The organism is Aliinostoc sp. HNIBRCY26 (assembly GCF_050235535.1).
In the GTDB taxonomy this organism is placed as follows: domain Bacteria; phylum Cyanobacteriota; class Cyanobacteriia; order Cyanobacteriales; family Nostocaceae; genus Trichormus.
The window spans coordinates 810,903-828,422 of record NZ_CP189852.1 but is presented as its reverse complement, the minus strand read 5'-3'; the positions used below and the strand labels follow the sequence as shown (position 1 = coordinate 828,422).

Annotated in this window: 15 protein-coding genes; 7 read left to right on the top strand and 8 right to left on the bottom strand. The window is 41.5% G+C overall.

Annotation, left to right across the window (positions count from 1 at the left end):
- Positions 1–2: 2 nt before the first annotated feature.
- From ACQFX9_RS03505 to ACQFX9_RS03495, 3 genes are all read right to left on the bottom strand, one after another.
- Complete coding sequence (locus ACQFX9_RS03505) at positions 3–647, bottom strand: DUF4291 domain-containing protein (protein WP_427160726.1); 645 nt, start codon at positions 645–647, stop codon at positions 3–5.
- 7 nt (positions 648–654) lie between these two features.
- Positions 655–1,809: an NAD-dependent epimerase/dehydratase family protein gene (locus ACQFX9_RS03500; protein WP_427162784.1), complete on the bottom strand. Its 1,155-nt coding sequence runs from the start codon at positions 1,807–1,809 to the stop codon at positions 655–657.
- Positions 1,810–2,175: 366 nt separating this feature from the next.
- On the bottom strand, positions 2,176–3,837 hold the full coding sequence (locus ACQFX9_RS03495) for a DUF3352 domain-containing protein (RefSeq protein WP_427160725.1): 1,662 nt from the start codon (positions 3,835–3,837) through the stop codon (positions 2,176–2,178).
- 486 nt (positions 3,838–4,323) lie between these two features.
- Between ACQFX9_RS03495 and ACQFX9_RS03490 the strand changes: the two genes are divergently transcribed.
- On the top strand, positions 4,324–6,918 hold the full coding sequence (locus tag ACQFX9_RS03490) for a M1 family aminopeptidase (protein ID WP_427160724.1): 2,595 nt from the start codon (positions 4,324–4,326) through the stop codon (positions 6,916–6,918).
- Between the two features lie 125 nt (positions 6,919–7,043).
- Here the strand turns inward: ACQFX9_RS03490 and ACQFX9_RS03485 are convergent, their stop codons facing one another.
- Positions 7,044–8,129 (bottom strand): hypothetical protein, encoded by a 1,086-nt coding sequence (locus tag ACQFX9_RS03485; protein WP_427160723.1) that lies wholly within the window; start codon positions 8,127–8,129, stop codon positions 7,044–7,046.
- A 293-nt stretch (positions 8,130–8,422) separates the two neighbouring features.
- Here ACQFX9_RS03485 and ACQFX9_RS03480 point away from each other — a divergent pair, with 293 nt between their 5' ends.
- From ACQFX9_RS03480 to ACQFX9_RS03465, 4 genes are all read left to right on the top strand, one after another.
- Entirely contained in the window at positions 8,423–10,147 is a 1,725-nt protein-coding gene (locus ACQFX9_RS03480; protein ID WP_427160722.1) for an ABC1 kinase family protein, read from the top strand.
- 63 nt (positions 10,148–10,210) lie between these two features.
- On the top strand, positions 10,211–10,588 hold the full coding sequence (locus tag ACQFX9_RS03475; protein ID WP_427160721.1) for a hypothetical protein: 378 nt from the start codon (positions 10,211–10,213) through the stop codon (positions 10,586–10,588).
- 104 nt (positions 10,589–10,692) lie between these two features.
- Positions 10,693–11,562, top strand: a complete 870-nt coding sequence (locus tag ACQFX9_RS03470) for a polysaccharide pyruvyl transferase family protein (protein ID WP_427160720.1) — start codon at positions 10,693–10,695, stop codon at positions 11,560–11,562.
- Positions 11,563–11,921: 359 nt separating this feature from the next.
- The gene (locus ACQFX9_RS03465; RefSeq protein WP_427160719.1) at positions 11,922–12,590 is read left to right on the top strand and encodes an AIM24 family protein; all 669 of its coding nucleotides are present in this window, start codon (positions 11,922–11,924) and stop codon (positions 12,588–12,590) included.
- Between the two features lie 111 nt (positions 12,591–12,701).
- Here ACQFX9_RS03465 and ACQFX9_RS03460 read toward each other — a convergent pair whose 3' ends face one another.
- A complete protein-coding gene (locus ACQFX9_RS03460; RefSeq protein WP_427160718.1) occupies positions 12,702–13,106 on the bottom strand; it encodes a DUF5684 domain-containing protein in 405 nt (134 codons plus the stop codon).
- Positions 13,107–13,434: 328 nt separating this feature from the next.
- Between ACQFX9_RS03460 and ACQFX9_RS03455 the strand changes: the two genes are divergently transcribed.
- Both ACQFX9_RS03455 and ACQFX9_RS03450 read left to right on the top strand, forming a co-directional pair.
- Positions 13,435–14,403: an acetamidase/formamidase family protein gene (locus tag ACQFX9_RS03455; RefSeq protein WP_427160717.1), complete on the top strand. Its 969-nt coding sequence runs from the start codon at positions 13,435–13,437 to the stop codon at positions 14,401–14,403.
- A gap of 118 nt (positions 14,404–14,521) precedes the next feature.
- Positions 14,522–14,893 (top strand): TSUP family transporter, encoded by a 372-nt coding sequence (locus tag ACQFX9_RS03450; protein WP_427160716.1) that lies wholly within the window; start codon positions 14,522–14,524, stop codon positions 14,891–14,893.
- A gap of 47 nt (positions 14,894–14,940) precedes the next feature.
- Here the strand turns inward: ACQFX9_RS03450 and ACQFX9_RS03445 are convergent, their stop codons facing one another.
- From ACQFX9_RS03445 to ACQFX9_RS03435, 3 genes are all read right to left on the bottom strand, one after another.
- The gene (locus ACQFX9_RS03445) at positions 14,941–16,182 is read right to left on the bottom strand and encodes an HhoA/HhoB/HtrA family serine endopeptidase (protein ID WP_427160715.1); all 1,242 of its coding nucleotides are present in this window, start codon (positions 16,180–16,182) and stop codon (positions 14,941–14,943) included.
- A gap of 501 nt (positions 16,183–16,683) precedes the next feature.
- The gene (gene rpsU, locus ACQFX9_RS03440) at positions 16,684–16,863 is read right to left on the bottom strand and encodes a 30S ribosomal protein S21 (RefSeq protein ID WP_008226419.1); all 180 of its coding nucleotides are present in this window, start codon (positions 16,861–16,863) and stop codon (positions 16,684–16,686) included.
- Positions 16,864–17,134: 271 nt separating this feature from the next.
- On the bottom strand, positions 17,135–17,476 hold the full coding sequence (locus ACQFX9_RS03435; protein ID WP_427160714.1) for a hypothetical protein: 342 nt from the start codon (positions 17,474–17,476) through the stop codon (positions 17,135–17,137).
- Positions 17,477–17,520 lie beyond the last annotated feature (44 nt).

The following is a 17,520-nucleotide window of genomic DNA, read 5'->3' as shown; positions in this document are numbered from 1 at the left end:
AATTATTCAGTCCAGGCGGATAATTCTAGCGTCTGTTGAATTTTGGTATCTACAACAGAGTAAACCGACTCCCGTGGCGTAATCAATTCTGTACAGTCAGAATTAATGTTTCGTCGCTGCTGTCGGACAAATTCAGAAATATCTTCAATGTTGACAATCCAATCTTGAGCATAGGCGGCTAAAATTTCTCCTCGCAGTCCCAACTGTATCGCCCGTCTTTCTAATTTAGCCCCAGATGGGTGATGATCAGGGTCCCATTGCAGACGCACTTGGGAATGCTTGAGAGCTGTTTGCCAAGCTTCTTGGGTGGTGTACAGTTCTGGGATGAAGCTAGAATGCACAACTTTGCTCAGTATTTCTTCAAAAGCCGTACGTTTTAGCCAGATAGCTAATACTACCTCCTGTCCGGGTTTTGCAGCCCATCCAGAACGGTACATCATCCACAGAAAGTTCGTTTTAATCCAACTCATGCGATTAAGCTGAAACTCGCCGCCAAAGTAGCCATGAGTCAGGGCAAAGTTAGCGATCGCCGGACGATAAGCTTGATAGACAACAACTGTCTGGTCGTCATACTGAGCTATGATATGACGACCAGTTTTCGGCCATTTACTGATTTGATTTACATAGGATTCTGTAATTAGCCGCACAGTTAGCCTAATTTCTATGCCAAGAAACTTTCGGTAAAATTTGCTTTTTATCAACGCGTTGTTGGTATTTTACCGCAAAGTTCAGCAGCGAATCCAGCAGAGAATCAGAGAGATAATGAGGCTGCAAACCTAAATCCAGCAATTTAGTGTTTTTAGCGTTGAAATAATGTTCTTCTTTCTCAACCCTGGGATTATCTAAGTTACTGATTTCGACATTTAGTCCCAAAGCATTACCGGCTTTCTTCACCATTAACGCCAAATCACCGACGCTGAATAGTTCGGTAAATTGGTTAAAGACACGGAATTCGCCAGGTTGTGCAGGATTGGCGATCGCAATTTCGATACAGCGCACTGTGTCTCGAATATCCAAAAAGCCGCGAGTTTGTCCACCTTTACCATAAACAGTCAAGGGATGACCAATCGCTGCTTGAATACAGAAACGGTTCAAGGCTGTCCCAAACACGCCATCATAATCGAGACGGTTAATTAACAACTCATCCATTCCTGTTTCTTCCGTGAGGACACCATAAACCACACCTTGGTTTAAATCGGTTGCCCTCAATCCCCAAATCCGGCAAGCAAAATGTATATTGTGGCTATCATGCACTTTGCTTAAGTGATACATTGAGCCTGGCTGTTTGGGATAAGGTAGGGTATCTTTACGCCCATTGTGTTCAATGGTGATGTAACCTTCCTCAATGTCAATGTTGGGTGTACCGTATTCACCCATTGTTCCCAACTTGACTAAGTGACAGTCAGGGAAATCCTCTTTCATGGCGTAAAGTAGGTTCAACGTTCCCACCACGTTATTGACCTGAGTCAGAACTGCGTGTTCTCGGTCAATCATGGAAAACGGTGCAGAACGTTGTTCACCAAAATGCACGATCGCATCCGGGGCAAACTTACGCAACGCTTTCTGAAGAAATTCGTAATTATTAATGTCGCCAACGAACAAGTCAATGGATTTGCCAGTCAAATCTTGCCAGCGTTGGAGGCGTTGCTGAATCGGTGCGATCGGCGTGAGGGTTTCCAAACCCAGTTCGTTATCCCAATGCCGTCGCACCAAACTATCTAATATTCCAACTTCATAACCGCGATTGGAAAGATACAGTGCGGTTGCCCAACCGCAATACCCATCGCCACCAATAACTAGGACTTTCATTTTCACCAGTTTTTACTCGCTGATAGCTTAATCTATCAGGTTTGGGTACCCCGTCACTCATCATTCTGGAAGATGTGGCAGTGAGGCAGGGGGCTGACAGGTGTAGGTTTTTGATGTGGGTATGAGTGGACACTCTCAGACAGAGTTCTAAGCGTGGTTCAAATAACGAAATTTCGTTCTTAGGTAAAAAATCAAAGACTAAAATTTGAGTTTTCAACTAACGGAAAAACCCCATTTCAGCCACGTTTGTAAAATACCTACACCTGTCAGGGGACAGGGGGCAGGGGGGCAGGGGAGACAAGGTAGACAAGGTAGACAAGGTGGAATTTCTTACCCAGTCCCCAGTCCCCAGTCCCCAGTCCCTCACTACTTACTTGGTTTAAGTGCTAACAACATCTCTATTTGACTAGTTGATTGATCGGGACTTACGGCAGTTACACCTATGCCGCGAATAGAACTAAGGATGGCGTTAGCTTCAGGGGGTATGGGTTGTTGAGATTGGGCAGCAAAACGATTAACTATAGACATGGTTTTGTCCATATCTAAGTAAAAGTAGCCGCCGTTGGGTTTTTGTAAGGAACTAGTAATAGTTTTAAAACTTTCGCTATTTTCCAGGGTTTGATTTTTATTGACCAATGCTTCCGCTACTGGGCCTCCCACAGCTAAAAATACTGTATCTTGGTCTAACCAACCGTGGGCAAATAAAGCACCTTGTTGGGGAATTTGCCATTCTGTAATGTCTTTACCATTGACGTTTTTGGTAGCAACGGTGATGCTTTGAGTTTTGGCTAGGTTATCCAGTTTAGCGAGGGTGGCGGCTGCGGTTTGGCGATCGCTGGTATCAAATACCATAGCACCACCAAAACCAACACTAGCTAATATATCTTTATCGGAGGGAACTGCACCCAAGGCAAATTCGCCATCCATCCAGCCAAAGATATCTTTATCTAGGTCGAAATTGGCTGTTTTTAGCTGAGAACGGGTTTGTTCTAAACCTTGCTTAAATTCTGGATATTCGTTTGACTGTTCAACGATGGTTTTCCAAGTTTGACTGATACCTTGTCCGGTAATTAAAGCAAAAGTCTCTGTGGGAAATTGTCCGACAATTTTGGCGGGTGAATTTTGATATTGAAACTTGTTCTTAGTGGGGTCTAAATTAGCGATCGCTTTGAATCTTACCCCTTCATTATCTACACCTACAGCCGCCACCATCGATTTAACTTGTTGTAGTTGTTTAATGGTTTGTGGGGTTAAAGCTGTGCCAGAGGGGCTAGTAGCGGCAATTTGCTGAATCATCCCCGCATAATCAGGAATATAAATTTGTGCTAAAGAATTTTGGACATCTACACCTTTATTAAAAACTAAATTAGCACCATCTTTAGTAATAAATGAAGGCTGACCTTTATAGGTATCAATAGCTTTTTCTACTACTGGTCGTTGGGGAGAAAATACCACATAGCTATTATTTAAAACTGCACTATATGTTGGTGAACTGTTGTTTTCAGTGCTAGTTTCGATAATTTTTTCACCTTTATAGTCAGATTCTTTAGTTTTAACCCCTTTTTGCCCTTTTAATTTGTTAGCAAAATTTAAAGCACTGAGTTTATCTCTAATGCCTGCTATCATCAGCACTTGTGGTTCTGGTTGTCGCTGAATACCGGAAGGGTTAGATTGAGTCTGTTGTGGTGGTAACACCGCAATCATTAAACCACCCACCCAAGGCTGAATATCTTTTTCATAAGAAATATCATTGCTAGTCAAGACATTCTTATTAAAATCTTCTAAACCCTGAGTAACTAACTTTTGCGCTTCAGGAGTGCCGAATTGCTGTAACTTTGCCCAAGACTTGGGATCAGTGCTAATGTAAGTAGCCATCAATGCCGATGAAGGTACAAGTTTAGCACTGCTTAAAGCCCCTGCACCGTCTCCAGCAGGCCCCCGCAAATACATATACGCGGCGACACTCCCCACCACGACTACAACCGCACCAACCACAGGAATTAAAAACTTTGATTTATTTTCAGGCATTTTAGTAATCCTCTTTTCCCCAAATTGTTACTGAGGTGAATAGAAACGTCACTGTTAACTTCTCGGAATTATTATTTATAATTAGTGATTTTGCGGTGTGTACTAGTTAGAATAAGTCACTTACGCACTAACAGTAGCCCATCCCTCAAAAAATACTTCACAGAAACACAGTACGAATCCGCAAACGCCCTATTGTAAATCACAAAAAAATAGCTTGGTGAAAAATCGCAAGCTATCCTAATCTAGATTAATGATTACAAGTATTTTTACTGGGGGTTGGGGATTGGGGATTGGGGATTGGGGATTGGGGACTGGGGATTGGGGACTGGGGATTGGGGAATAGGAAATGGGAGACAAGGGAGACAAGGGAGACAAGGGAGACAAGGGAGACAAGGAAAAAAATGTTAATGACTAATGACTAATGACTAATGACTAATGACTAATAACTATTGACTAATGACTCTTTAACTAAGGTTTTTTAAATCTATGCCACACTCTTATTCTTTTGACAGCGAAAATAATGGATACAAATCTTTTGAACTGCCAGGGGCCAGACCACACTACAATCCAGACCGTCCAGGGCAGGTAGAACATATTTTTCTTGACCTGAATTTAGATATCCCTAACCAAAGTTACCAAGGTCATTGCAGCATTCGCTTATCGCCAATTCGCAATGGTATAGACCGTTTAACTCTGGATGCGGTAAATTTGCAGATTCAAGCGGTCAAGGTGGATGAGGCAGAACAGAAATTTGAATACGACGGTGAACAGCTAACTATTGAGTTGTCACAGCCTACCCAAGTCGGTCAACGCTTATTAATTGCGATCGCCTATTCTGTAGAAAAACCCCAGCGTGGTATCTACTTTGTCCAACCAGATAGCCACTACCCCAAAAAACCCCTGCAAGTCTGGACACAGGGAGAAGACGAAGACTCTCGTTTTTGGTTTCCCTGTTTCGACTACCCAGGACAACTTTCTACTTCGGAAATTCGTGTGCGTGTCCCTAAACCGTTAGTGGCAATTTCTAACGGGGAATTAATTAACACTACAGAAGACGGGGAGTATAAAGTTTTCCATTGGTTACAGCAACAGGTTCACCCCACTTACTTGATGACCTTAGCTATCGGTGATTTTGCCGTCATTCAAGAGGAATGGCAAGGTAAACCAGTCACCTACTACGTAGAGAAGGGACGCAAGGATGATGCTCGTCGCAGTATGGGCAAAACTCCCCAGATGATCGAGTTTTTAAGCCAAAAATATGGCTATCTCTATCCTTTCCCCAAATATGCCCAAGTTTGTGTGAGTGATTTTATCTTTGGGGGGATGGAAAATACTTCCGCTACCCTATTAACAGACCGTTGTTTACTCGATGAAAGAGCAGCTTTAGATAACCGCAACACCGAAAGTTTAGTAGTTCACGAACTTGCACACCAATGGTTCGGGGATTTACTCGTGATTAAACATTGGTCTCATGCTTGGATTAAGGAAGGGATGGCTTGCTACTCGGAAGTCATGTGGACTGAACAGGAGTATGGCAAAGAGGAAGCAGCCTATTATCGCCTATCAGAAGCGCGGAGTTATTTGAGTGAAGATAGTGGACGCTACCGCAGACCAATAGTAACTCATGTTTACCGAGAAGCGATCGAACTGTACGATCGCCACACCTACGAAAAAGGGTCTTGTGTTTATCACATGATTCGGGCTGAGTTGGGCGATGAATTATTTTGGCAAGCTGTCCAGACTTTTGTCCAAGATAACGCCCACCAAACCGTTGAAACTATTGACTTGCTACGCGCCATTGAAAAAGCCACCGGACGCAATCTGGCTTTTCTGTTTGACCAGTATGTATATCGTGGCGGTCATCCTGATTTTAAAGTCGCTTACAGTTGGGATGGTGAGGCCAAGTTGGCTAAATTAACCGTGACTCAAACCCAAGTCCCCGCCGATAAGAACAATAGTAAATACCTATTTGATTTAAAAATTCCTGTAGGTTTTGGTTACACCCAAGGGGAATCTGCACAAGTCCAAACTGTGTCCATCAGAGTCAATCAACGGGAGCAAAGTTTCTACTTTCCACTGGCGAATAAACCAGATTTCGTCAGCTTCGATGTGGGCAATAATTTCCTCAAAACCGTGGTGTTGGAATATCCCGTACCAGAGTTAAAAGCACAGTTAACATCCGACCCTGACCCCATTTCCCGCATTCATGCAGCCACAGCTTTAGCGAAAAAAGGCGGACTAGAAGGGGTGAAAGCCTTGGGTGCAGCTTTGAAAAATGAACCATTTTGGGGTGTAAGGGTGGAAGTTGCCAAACAATTGGCAGAGATTAAATTAGACCAAACCTTTGATTATTTAGTGACGGGCTTAGAAGATGAGAATGCCAATGTGCGGCGTGCTGTATTAGAAGCTTTAGCACAGATTAAAACTCACACTAGTTACAAAGCTGTTAAAAAAGTGGTGAAACATGGTGACAAGAGTTACTACGTAGAAGCCACAGCTTGCCGGAGTTTAGGCGCGATATCTGCTGCTAACTTAGAAGACAAACCCAAAGAAGAAAAAGTCATTAAGTTATTACAATCTGTTTTAGAAGAAAGAGCAGGTTGGAATGAAGTTGTCCGCAGTGGTGCAGTGTGGGGTTTAGCGGAACTCAAAACCTCCGAAGCCGCCCTAGATTTACTGTTGGAATACACCAAACTCGGCGTATCCCAACCATTAAGGCTGGCAGCAATTCGCGCATTAGGCAAAATTTCAGTCGGTCAAAACCCAGTTAATTTAGAAAGACTGGTGGATAGATTAGCGGAACTTGCCAAAGAAACCTTCTTTTTAACCCAAATGGCAGTCGTTACCGCCTTGGGGCAAATGGAAACACCCAAAGCCATCGGCGTTTTGCGATCGCTTGCCGAACAAACACCAGACGGACGGGTGCGGCGTTATGCAGAAGAAGAACTAGCCACAGTCCAGCAAAATATCGGCACAGAAGCCGCCTTAAAGAACCTACGCGAAGAACTAGACCAACTCAAACAACAAAACCAAGAACTCAAAAGCCGCCTGGAAAGTTTAGAGGCGAAGGCTCAAAATTAAGGGGGTGTAGGGGTGTAAGGGTATAGGGGTAAGACTTGCAGACTCAATTCCAATGCCCCATTCCCAATCCCCAATCCCCAGTCATTCTTCAATTTTGAATTTTGAATTTTGAATTTTGAATTTAGTTAGTTCCCAATCGGTGGGGCTAAAGCCACGCGTCGAACCCCGCCGCCACCTATACTAGTGGGGCTGTTGTTATCCACAATGTACAGTGCTTGAAATAGGCGCATAAAATCTTCATAAAATCGCCCATCTTTGCCTACCATGCTGTAACCATAGGTCTGTTCAAACTCTTCATTGACACCTTTTTCTATCGCTATGTAGTGGCAATCCCATCCAGCGTTATCAACTACGTATGCACCGTAATTTTGCAGGGCATAAAATAGTTTTTTCGCGCCTGGGGTTTGCAAGTTTAAGCTGGCTTCTGTCACCCAAGATGGGATTGCTAGTAAAGACCCCATCACTAAAGCTGGGTTTCTCCCTTTATAGTCTGTGGGGGCTACCTGATCTGCTCGGTCTGCCGGCCATCGATATCCAGGAATAGACTGAGAATAGTAGTAGTATTTTTTACTATCTAACAAAACTTTCAAAGCGTGCCGAATTGGTTGACTGCCAGTTAATTCGCCTTTACGAATTGTGCCACCAATGGCAGAAAGACCAGAGCCACCGTGTGAACCGGTAATACCGTTACCATAAATATCAATGGGTGTACTGTGAGCATAACCGTATATTGGCCCGCTTTTTTGACAACGTGCCAAGGGATTGAGTTGTTGTATGGTTCTACCATCCGGCATCAAAAAGGCGGAGCTGTTGTTAGGTGTGGATGTATCAACGGTATCAGGGACTATTAAACTATCGGGAACAGGCAAAACGGAAATAGTGGTTTTTCTTGTTCCTGAACATCTCACTTCCCAACTCCCAGGGGCGTACACGGGACGCAAAGGATCACTCCCTTTGAGTTTGTATAGATGAATGGTGTCTGCACCTGCCCAATACGCCTTTTGAATATATGCAGGTTTGTAGCGTGCGCCTGAGCCGATGGGCATATTCCAAATGGAAGTGGGGGCAAATGGCCACAGATATTTATCTCGCGTCAGAGTTTGTGAGGGTGTGACAACTTGCGTAAGTAACAGGGTAGCTATTAAACTCGTAGCCACCGCAAAGATACGTAACCGCCATCGGCGATTAGTGAAGATTGTAATTAATTTCATGAAAACTAGTCCGTAATCACTACATCAAGGGAACAAAGTCTTTGATTATACAATTCCCATTTATTGCGGATGAATCACAACGAACAGAAATTATCTGTACTTTTATAAAGTATAATTAAGAGTAAAGATACAAATAACTTAGCAAAGTCAAAGTTGTTGGCTAATTGTTATTGTGTCATTGTATTTTTATGTGTATCAAAAATTACTTATGATTCAGTTATTGAATAACTGAAAATCTGAAGAAAAGATTAAATTTTCATTTTCCCGTAGTAGTAGAAGAGGCAAAAAAAGGCGTGGGTCAGTATCAACCTGGTCAGCTAAAACGCTACAGTCCAGACACAATCGCTCGTTACTATCGCTACCGTCCTTGGTTAGTTTGGGGTCGTTTATTCAAAATCGGTTGGTCTTTTGCCACATTTATTTTCGGTTTGAAATGGGATGAATGGCAAAATCAGGTCGAACAAAACCGAGAAAAACGTGCGACTCAGTTAAGAGAATTGCTCACGAAACTCGGCCCAACATTTATTAAAGTTGGTCAAGCTCTTTCCACCCGTCCTGATCTAATTCGCAAAGATTTCTTAGACGAACTGATCAAACTACAAGATAAACTCCCAGCGTTTGATAATGCGATCGCGCATCGCATTATCACCACTGAATTAGGTAAGCCCATTTCTGAAATCTTCAGCGAACTTTCTCCCACTCCCGTAGCTGCGGCTAGTTTGGGTCAAGTCTACAAAGGGCGTTTACACAGTGGTGAAGAAGTCGCCGTCAAGGTACAGCGTCCCAACCTCCGCCCCACTCTCACCCTTGACCTACACTTAATGCGCTGGTTGGCTGCTTGGCTAGCTCCCTGGCTACCTTTAAATCTTGGTCATGATCTCACCTTGATTGTGGACGAGTTCGGTACTAAGTTATTTGAAGAAATCGATTATCTCAATGAAGGACGCAACGCGGAAAAATTTGCTCACAATTTCCGCAATGATCCGCAAGTCAAAGTCCCCACTATTTATTGGCGACACACCAGCAGCCGGGTTTTAACCTTGGAGTGGATTAACGGCTTTAAATTGACGGATACAGCCAAAATTCGGGAAGCAGGCTTAGATCCAGAAGCTATTATCCGCATCGGGGTAACATCAGGACTACAACAGTTACTAGAATACGGATTCTTTCACGCCGACCCCCACCCAGGGAATTTGTTTGCTATGCCTGATGGTCGCATGGCTTACATTGACTTTGGCATGATGGATCAGCTAGAAGAAACCACCAAGGAAACCCTTGTGGATGCAGTTGTGCATCTAGTCAATCAAGACTACAACGATCTAGCAACAGATTTTGTCAAACTGGGTTTTTTGACTCCAGAGACTAATATTTGTCCCATCGTCCCAGCTTTAGAGAAAGTGTTGGGTAACGCTATTGGGAGAAACGTCGGGGACTTTAACTTTAAAACCATCACCGATGAGTTTTCGGAACTGATGTATGAATATCCGTTTCGCGTCCCGGCGAAATTTGCCTTGATTATCCGTTCTCTGGTGACACAGGAAGGCATCGCCCTCAGTTTGAATCGCAATTTCAAAATTGTGGAGGTGAGTTATCCTTATGTGGCTAGACGATTACTCACAGGAGAATCACCAGAACTCAGACGGCGATTGTTGAATGTGCTGTTTAGAGATGGGAAATTCCAGTGGCAACGGCTAGAAAACTTAATTGCGATCGCGCGTACCGATAGCAATTTTGATGTCTTACCGACAGCACAAATGGGTTTGCAATATCTCCTATCTGATGAAGGTAAATTCCTCCGTCGCCAGTTAGTCTTAGCCTTGACAGAAGATGATCGTCTGCATACCGAAGAAGTGCAACGTCTGTGGTCATTAGTCAAAGATGACCTGCAACCTGATCGGCTTTTCAATGTGGCAATTGGGTTATTAACAAATTTCTCCAGAGAAGGAGTAGCAGCTATTCTACCGAAAGCTACCAATTTAGCCTTCTTGATTGACCCCAAATCAGCCAATCAAATTTGAACATCAACGGTTTTTAGTGTTTTAATTAGACCATTCATTTTTTAATATCTACCGGTAGTTTTCATGTACTATTACTCATTACAACCACCCTATTTTCTGCTGCTTTTCGGCTTATTTATGTCTGTCACTTCTGGTCTAGCTTTATCTGGCACTTTAAAGGTAATTGTTCAGAAATGGCAAATTAATAGTACAGAAAACTCCCCAACTAATTCGGCATTTAAGCAAAGCTTATCTGTACCTTTTCTGGGCATTACTGTAGGAGTTTGTTTATTTCTCTCTTCAGGGTTAGAAATATTTGGATTTCCTCAGCTTTTGGCATTGGGAATTGGTTTACCTATGAGTCTGCTTACTTGTTTATTAGTTTGGTTGCAATTGGGAAGTATGCTGGTTTTTGCAAAAGAACAAGGAATGCAATCTCTAGATTTAGATTCCTTATCTTAGAATATCCAAATCATAGCCAAAAGATGAAATGGTTAATTTCTATTCATCTTCTGGCTATATTTGTTATTTGCCATCAGCTATTAACATAATTACCAAGAAAACCTATGAAACTGTTTTATTATCAAGAAAATAACTTCGGTGATCAACTAAACAACTGGCTGTGGGATGAGTTGATTCCAGGAGTATTAGATAATGATGAAAGTTCAGCTTTTATAGGTATAGGTACTCTCCTCAATGATAGATTGTCACAGAGGACAAATAATGCTCGATTGCGTGTAGTATTTGGTGCAGGGGTAGGCTACGGGCAGGGAACACTCCAATTAGATGATTCTTATAAAATCTATTGTGTGCGTGGGCCGCTATCAGCTAAAACATTAGGTATTGATAGTCAATTTGCCCTCACAGATGGGGCGATTTTAATCAGAAAAATCTATAATTACGACAACATTAAAAAATCGTATAAATACTCTTACATACCACATCTCAAAACGGCTGGAGAAGGTTGGCGTTTAGTTTGCGAGAGACTGGGATTTGGATATATTGACCCACACTGGCCAAGAGAAAAAGTTTTGTCTTGTATTAGCCAAAGCGAAGTCATACTTGCAGAAGCCATGCACGGTGCTATCATCGCCGATGCTTTTCGGATACCTTGGATTCCTGTGGTTTCGCACTCTACCGTTTTACTTTCTAAATGGCAAGATTGGTGTCAATCAATTGATGTGGAATATAAGCCATCATATATAGATCGGTTACATCATCCCCGACAAAAAATAGATATTCTATCCCCTTTAAGACTAGCTCGTGATTGGTTCAGACAAAAAGAATCTGCATCACAATTGTTAAATATCACAAAAACTGTACATCCTATTTTGAGTAGCGACCATAAAGTAGAAAGTCTCACTCAAGAGATGTATTACAGACTTCAGCAATTTAAACAAGATTGGGAACAAGGGGTATTATCTGAGCGAATTTAGCGTTGATTCGTAAATAAAAGCCTAATGTAGAGACGTTGTATGCAACGTCTCTACATCTATTTAGTTTTAGGGAAAATTCATAAGCTAATCGTCATTCATTTTTCCAGACTGATTCGCTTGTAGTAAGGGCTTTAGCCCTGGCTTTATGCAACTTAAATGCTGATTAGCTTAGAGGGTATACCTAACAAGGTATCAAATCAGTTTAGATCACCCTAAAACAACACCATTGGCTTTATTCACATTCTACTTTGATGTTAAACCCACAATTTTAAAATCCGAAAATCTGACTTGCCATTATAAAAAATAAATGCCAGAAATATAGGTGCATTCTGCAACCTTTGTAAAACCAGGAAAGTGCAATGGCAAGTTTTGAAATTATTGAACGGGAAAGTTTACGTTTAGTTAAAGTAGTTTTACAAAACGAAACAGTGCGGACGGAATCGGGTGCAATGTACTATATGCGTGGTAATGTTACTATGCAATCAAAAGCCCCCTCAGCCGGAGGATTTCTGAAATCTCTAGCTACGGGAGAAAACATTTTTCGCCCCACTTATACTGGTACAGGCGAATTATATTTAGAGCCTTCCTTGTCTGGATATTACATTTTAGAATTAGATGGAAATGAATGGGTATTAGACAGTGGTGCTTATTGGGCGAGTGATGGCAGTATTGAGGTGGGAGTAGAGCGAAATAAATTAATTTCTGGCTTAGTTGGTGGCGAAGGTTTATTTCAAACTAGAGTCAAAGGGAGAGGTAAAGTAGTGATGGTGGCGCAAGGCCCTGTAGAGGTGGTGAACTTGCGAAATGAACGATTAGTAGTAGATGGAAATTTTGCGATCGCTCGTACAAGTAACATCAATTATCGCGTAGAAAAAGCTACTAAATCTCTATTAGGTTCAATGACTTCTGGGGAGTTTTTAGTTAATACCTTTGAAGGTACTGGTACTGTTTTACTTGCTCCTGTTCCTTACTGGCAAGTGATGATGCTACGTCAAATTACAGCAGCAATTCCCAAAACTTCTAGCTAACTCACCCTCAGTTACAGAAATATCTAAGGAATTAAAATAAAGGTATTCATCATTGATTTTTTGATACTTAAATATTTTAATTCCTTATTTTCTCCTTGATTAGTGAATTAATTAACCGAAAGCGAAGTTGTATAAAATAACAAAGTTAACGATGGGAATAATCATTAACAAAATTAGCCAAGGATTTTTCCCTAACTTTTTGACAATGTTAACAAAGGCCATAATCAAGAATACTAAAGCGACAAGATTCACAAGGGGAATAAAAAGTCCGATAGTCCAATAGGGAGACTGATCGCCCGCTTTTAACATCACCCAATAGTTGAGAATAGGAACCCAAGCAAACCAGGCGTTACTTTCCCCTAGCTTTTGGTAAATTGAATAAAAGCAGTAGGAAGTAAAAAGATAGACAAAAAGCCATACTACTAAATAAATTAAACTTCCAACCGCACTGCCGGAACTTGAGTCGCTTTGCGCTAGAAAGTAAATAAAGCTCCAATCCTGAGTAAGTAAAAACACTTCTTTCCTCTGGTCAAATATAGTAGGGATTGTTACCTTTACTACCTTATTAATATCTAGTTTGGGGCAAATTTAAACAAAAATTCATTTTTACGTAAATAAAATATACAGTGTAAATTTTTGGCAATATGAATTTCCGTCAGGCTCAATTTTGTCGGTGTTAGTTAGTAGAGATAGCAAACTCATGTACAGCATGGCTTTTGTTCATATACTGATGATTTCAATGTGGTAAGTTTTTGATTTTTATAGTTAAGTGTTGGAGATATCTAAAATCACCATAAATCCGCTATTCTAGCCAATAATACTGAAGAAAGCCAATATAGCGGTCATGACCCACCATGTTTTAAAAGCTACGAAATCAACTGTGCATTTAGGGGGTTTTTCTCACCTGCTAGAACCTGCGCTAACTATTAATTCTGGCGACACTATTGATTTAGAAACCTATACGGGTTACTACATTCATGAGCAAGCACCACCGGAATTTGTCACACCCGAATTTCTAGATATCTGCAAAAATTTACCCTCAGAACGCAAAATTGCGGCGGGGCCGCATTTACTCACAGGGCCAATTTATATCCAAGATGCAAAACCAGGGGATGTTCTAGAAATCAGATTAGAAGCGATCGCACCTAGTTTACCAGTTGGGTTTAATGCTATTCGTGCCGGCTGGGGAGCATTGCCAAATCAATTCACCCAACCTGCTTTACGGTTTATCCCTCTAGATTTAGTCAACAATATAGCCGAATTCCCGCCTGGGAGTGGCATTAAAATTCCCATCAAGCCTTTTTTCGGGATTTTGGGTGTCGCTACCCCAGAAAGTGAGCGATCGTCTATTCCGCCTGGCTATTATGGTGGTAATATCGACAACCGTGAATTGCAAGCAGGCTCTCGCCTATTTTTACCTGTTTTCGTTCCTGGTGGTTTATTTTCCATTGGTGATGGACATTCCGCACAAGGAGATGGGGAAGTAAACGTCACCGCTATTGAAACATCTATGAATGGTCGAATTCAAATTAAATTACGTCAAGATTTGCCCATCACAACACCCATTGCAGAAACACCGACTGATATTATCACAATGGGATTTGCCCCTACATTAGACACAGCTTTAGAAATAGCCCTTAACAATATGATTGATTTTCTCAAGAATTTTTTGAATTTATCACCAGAAGAAGCCTATGTTTTGTGTAGTTTAGCCGTCAATTTTCGTATCACTCAAGTAGTCAATAGCCCCAACAAAGGAGTACATGGTATGCTGCCTAAAGCTATAGTTTCATCTAAAATCGACTTGATATAACACCCCTTGATTACCAAGTATTGATCAGGTAATAACTCACTATGATAAAAATTCAGAGTTCTGGTCAACCACGAATGATTTAGGATAACTATAGTCAACAAAAAATCAACTATTTTCCATGTCTAATTTACTCATTCAATTGTTGCTAATTGGATTGGCGGCTGGCGTTGCAGGTGGAATGTTTGGCATTGGTGGCGGTGCAATTATGGTGCCAGCAATGGTGTTATTAATGGGGATGGATCAAAAATTTGCTACTGGTACGTCGATAGCGGCACAAATCCTACCTATTGGTATTCTAGGCGCAGCTGTTTACCAGCGTAGCGGCAACATTAATATTAAATATGCGGTAATTATTGCTATTGGTTTAGTTATTGGTAATCTATTCGGAGCAATGTTTGCCAATCAACCATTTATTACCAGTGAAACCATGAAAAAACTCTATGGGATCTTTTTGTTAGCGATTGGTTTACGGTATTTGTTAGTGCGTTAAAAATTGGGAATAGGGCATTGGGTTACATCCCTATTCCCTGAAACTCGCTATTGTAATTGCTCTGTGGGAAATGCACCAGGACGGACGGCTAAGTTAAGATTCCGACCTTGGCGTTTTAACTCTAATTGCAACTGTCCACCAACGCGACTATTTTCTACAGCTCGTTGGATACTGTTAGCATCAGTGATTGATTGACCATTGAGTTTTTGAATCACATCACCTGCACGTATTCCGGCTTGCGCTGCTGGTGAACCAGGCATAACTTTGACTACTAAAACGCCTTGATCTTCATCAACGCTCAAATTACTATCAGGATCAGAGTTAATATTTTCCTTTATTTGTGGCGTTAAACCGACCATCTGAATACCCAAGTAAGGGTGTTCAACTTTACCTGTGGCAATTAATTGGTTGGAAATGCGTTCTACTGTTTTAATGGGGATAGCAAAACCTAATCCTTGCGCGCCTTGGATGATAGCTGTATTCATCCCAATGACTTCACCTCGCGCATTCAGCAAGGGGCCGCCAGAGTTACCAGGGTTAATTGCTGCATCAGTTTGAATGTATTCTACTCGCTTGTCTGGTGCGCCAATTTGATTACTAGAGCGTCCGGTTGCACTGATGATACCTGTAGTAACTGTATTATCTAAGCCTAAAGGATTACCAATAGCGATCGCCCATTCTCCAGTTTGTAGTTGATCGGAGTTACCCAATTTTACCGTCGGTAAATTCTCAGCCTGGATTTTAATGACTGCAACATCAGTTAATTCGTCTTTACCTAATACTTTCCCTTGGTAGCTTCGTCCATCTTTGAGGATGACTCTGACTGTATCAGCACCATCTACAACGTGAGCATTGGTAAGAATACTACCATCTTTGCTAAGAATAAAACCAGAACCAGTACCGCGCTGTACTCTTTCTTGGGTTTGGGGTGTCCGAGAACCAAAGAACTCACGGAAAAAAGGATCATTAAACTCGTCTGGTACAGAAGTTTTGACAGTGCGAGAAGCTTCAATCCTCACCACAGCAGGGCCTACTTGCTGCACTACTTGAGTGACGAAATTAGCGTCTGTGATAGCTGGTAAAGGTGGTGCTGCATCAACTCGACTCACCGCCAAATTAGACGCACTCTTGGCTAACTGCTGGTGATTTCCAGCTATGTAACCACCGGCTAAAGTCATCCCCGAACCTAGTAACACTAGTGATAGGGAAGCGGCGGCTTGTTTCCAGGGTGTGTAATTATGATGTTTACTATCTAATGTTTGAGATTTTTGATTTACTTGGTTTTCCATAGGTTTCTAGAAGAGTAGATTTAATTACTACTACTCTAGATATCGTTTATGGCGGTTTTGTTGCGCTAATATTACGTCACTGTGAATACTTTTCCGATAATACTGCTTTTTTCCGTCCAATATTGCTGTTATTGGGGACTGGGGACTGGGGACGTATAGAATTAACGAATATGCAATTAGTTAAATTCTTTTAAATAGGGTAGGGATGTTGATTTTTGCTACCAGTTCAGGAGTTAATTGTTTTGATGCGATGCTAAATTGATACACTCAATTTAGTTTTTAACTGCTGAATTGGTTGTTTGCTTTAAATCCAAAATCTCAAATCGAAAATCTGGGTGGAATACCCTGGATACTCTGATTTAAGCTAACAGCGATATACTCACACCCCATCTGGGGTGCGGCACATCCTGTTTAGTTCTTTTCAAAAATAGTTAGTGGCGACTAAATGTTGCTGTTCCAGGTGATTTTCCTCAAGCAACACACGTACCAAACCAATTTGGTTTATTTAAAACGTCTTTTGCGTCTTGCTGCCACTGCTTTGCGCTTGCGCTTTTCTAACGGGGTTTCAAAGTGCCGATGATACTTAACATCGGCTAATATACCAGCCTTAGATACTTGGCGTTTGAATCGACGTAAAGCAGAATCGATTCCTTCATTTTCTCCTAGAACCACTTGGGTCATTCGTTTTCCTCAATTGCTCAATAGTCTCCATTGTAATAGTAGCCTCAAAGTTAGCCAAACATTTTGAGGTTGTAGCCAATAAATAATAATTTTCTCGTCTATTGGGTATGTTTACCCAAACCATATCACAAATCAGAGTTTGGATGATGGTGGCGCGATCGCCTTTATAGTTAAATTCTGTAAAGAGATTGGCGATGATACCGTTTATATTCTATCGATGAAGAATATGAAGAGAGCGAGCGCAAGTTACTAAGCCTCACATGAAATAAAACTAAAAGTCGATTCTACCTCCACTAAATAATTTCCATCCCCCAGCCATAGCCGCAAATGCCAAAAACAAATTCCACAAGCTAATAGATTTAAAAAATATTCCCCCACTTAAAAACACCAGCACAAAGCCCACAGCCAACAAAACCCAACCCAAGTTACCAGTTTCCCGACGGAAAAATATCAAAGACAACGCACCCGCCATCATTGACAAGACTGAAGCGGTTGTCGGTAATCTCTGAGAAAACGAATAATAACCGCTAAAAAATATGACGTTTTGAGCCAGGAAATAGATACCTGTTAAAAGTAGAATTAAGCCTACAGCTTTAATTAATAGCCTGCTCATAAATTGTCTGCATCTGATGCGATGACAGTGTTTATTTTTACCGA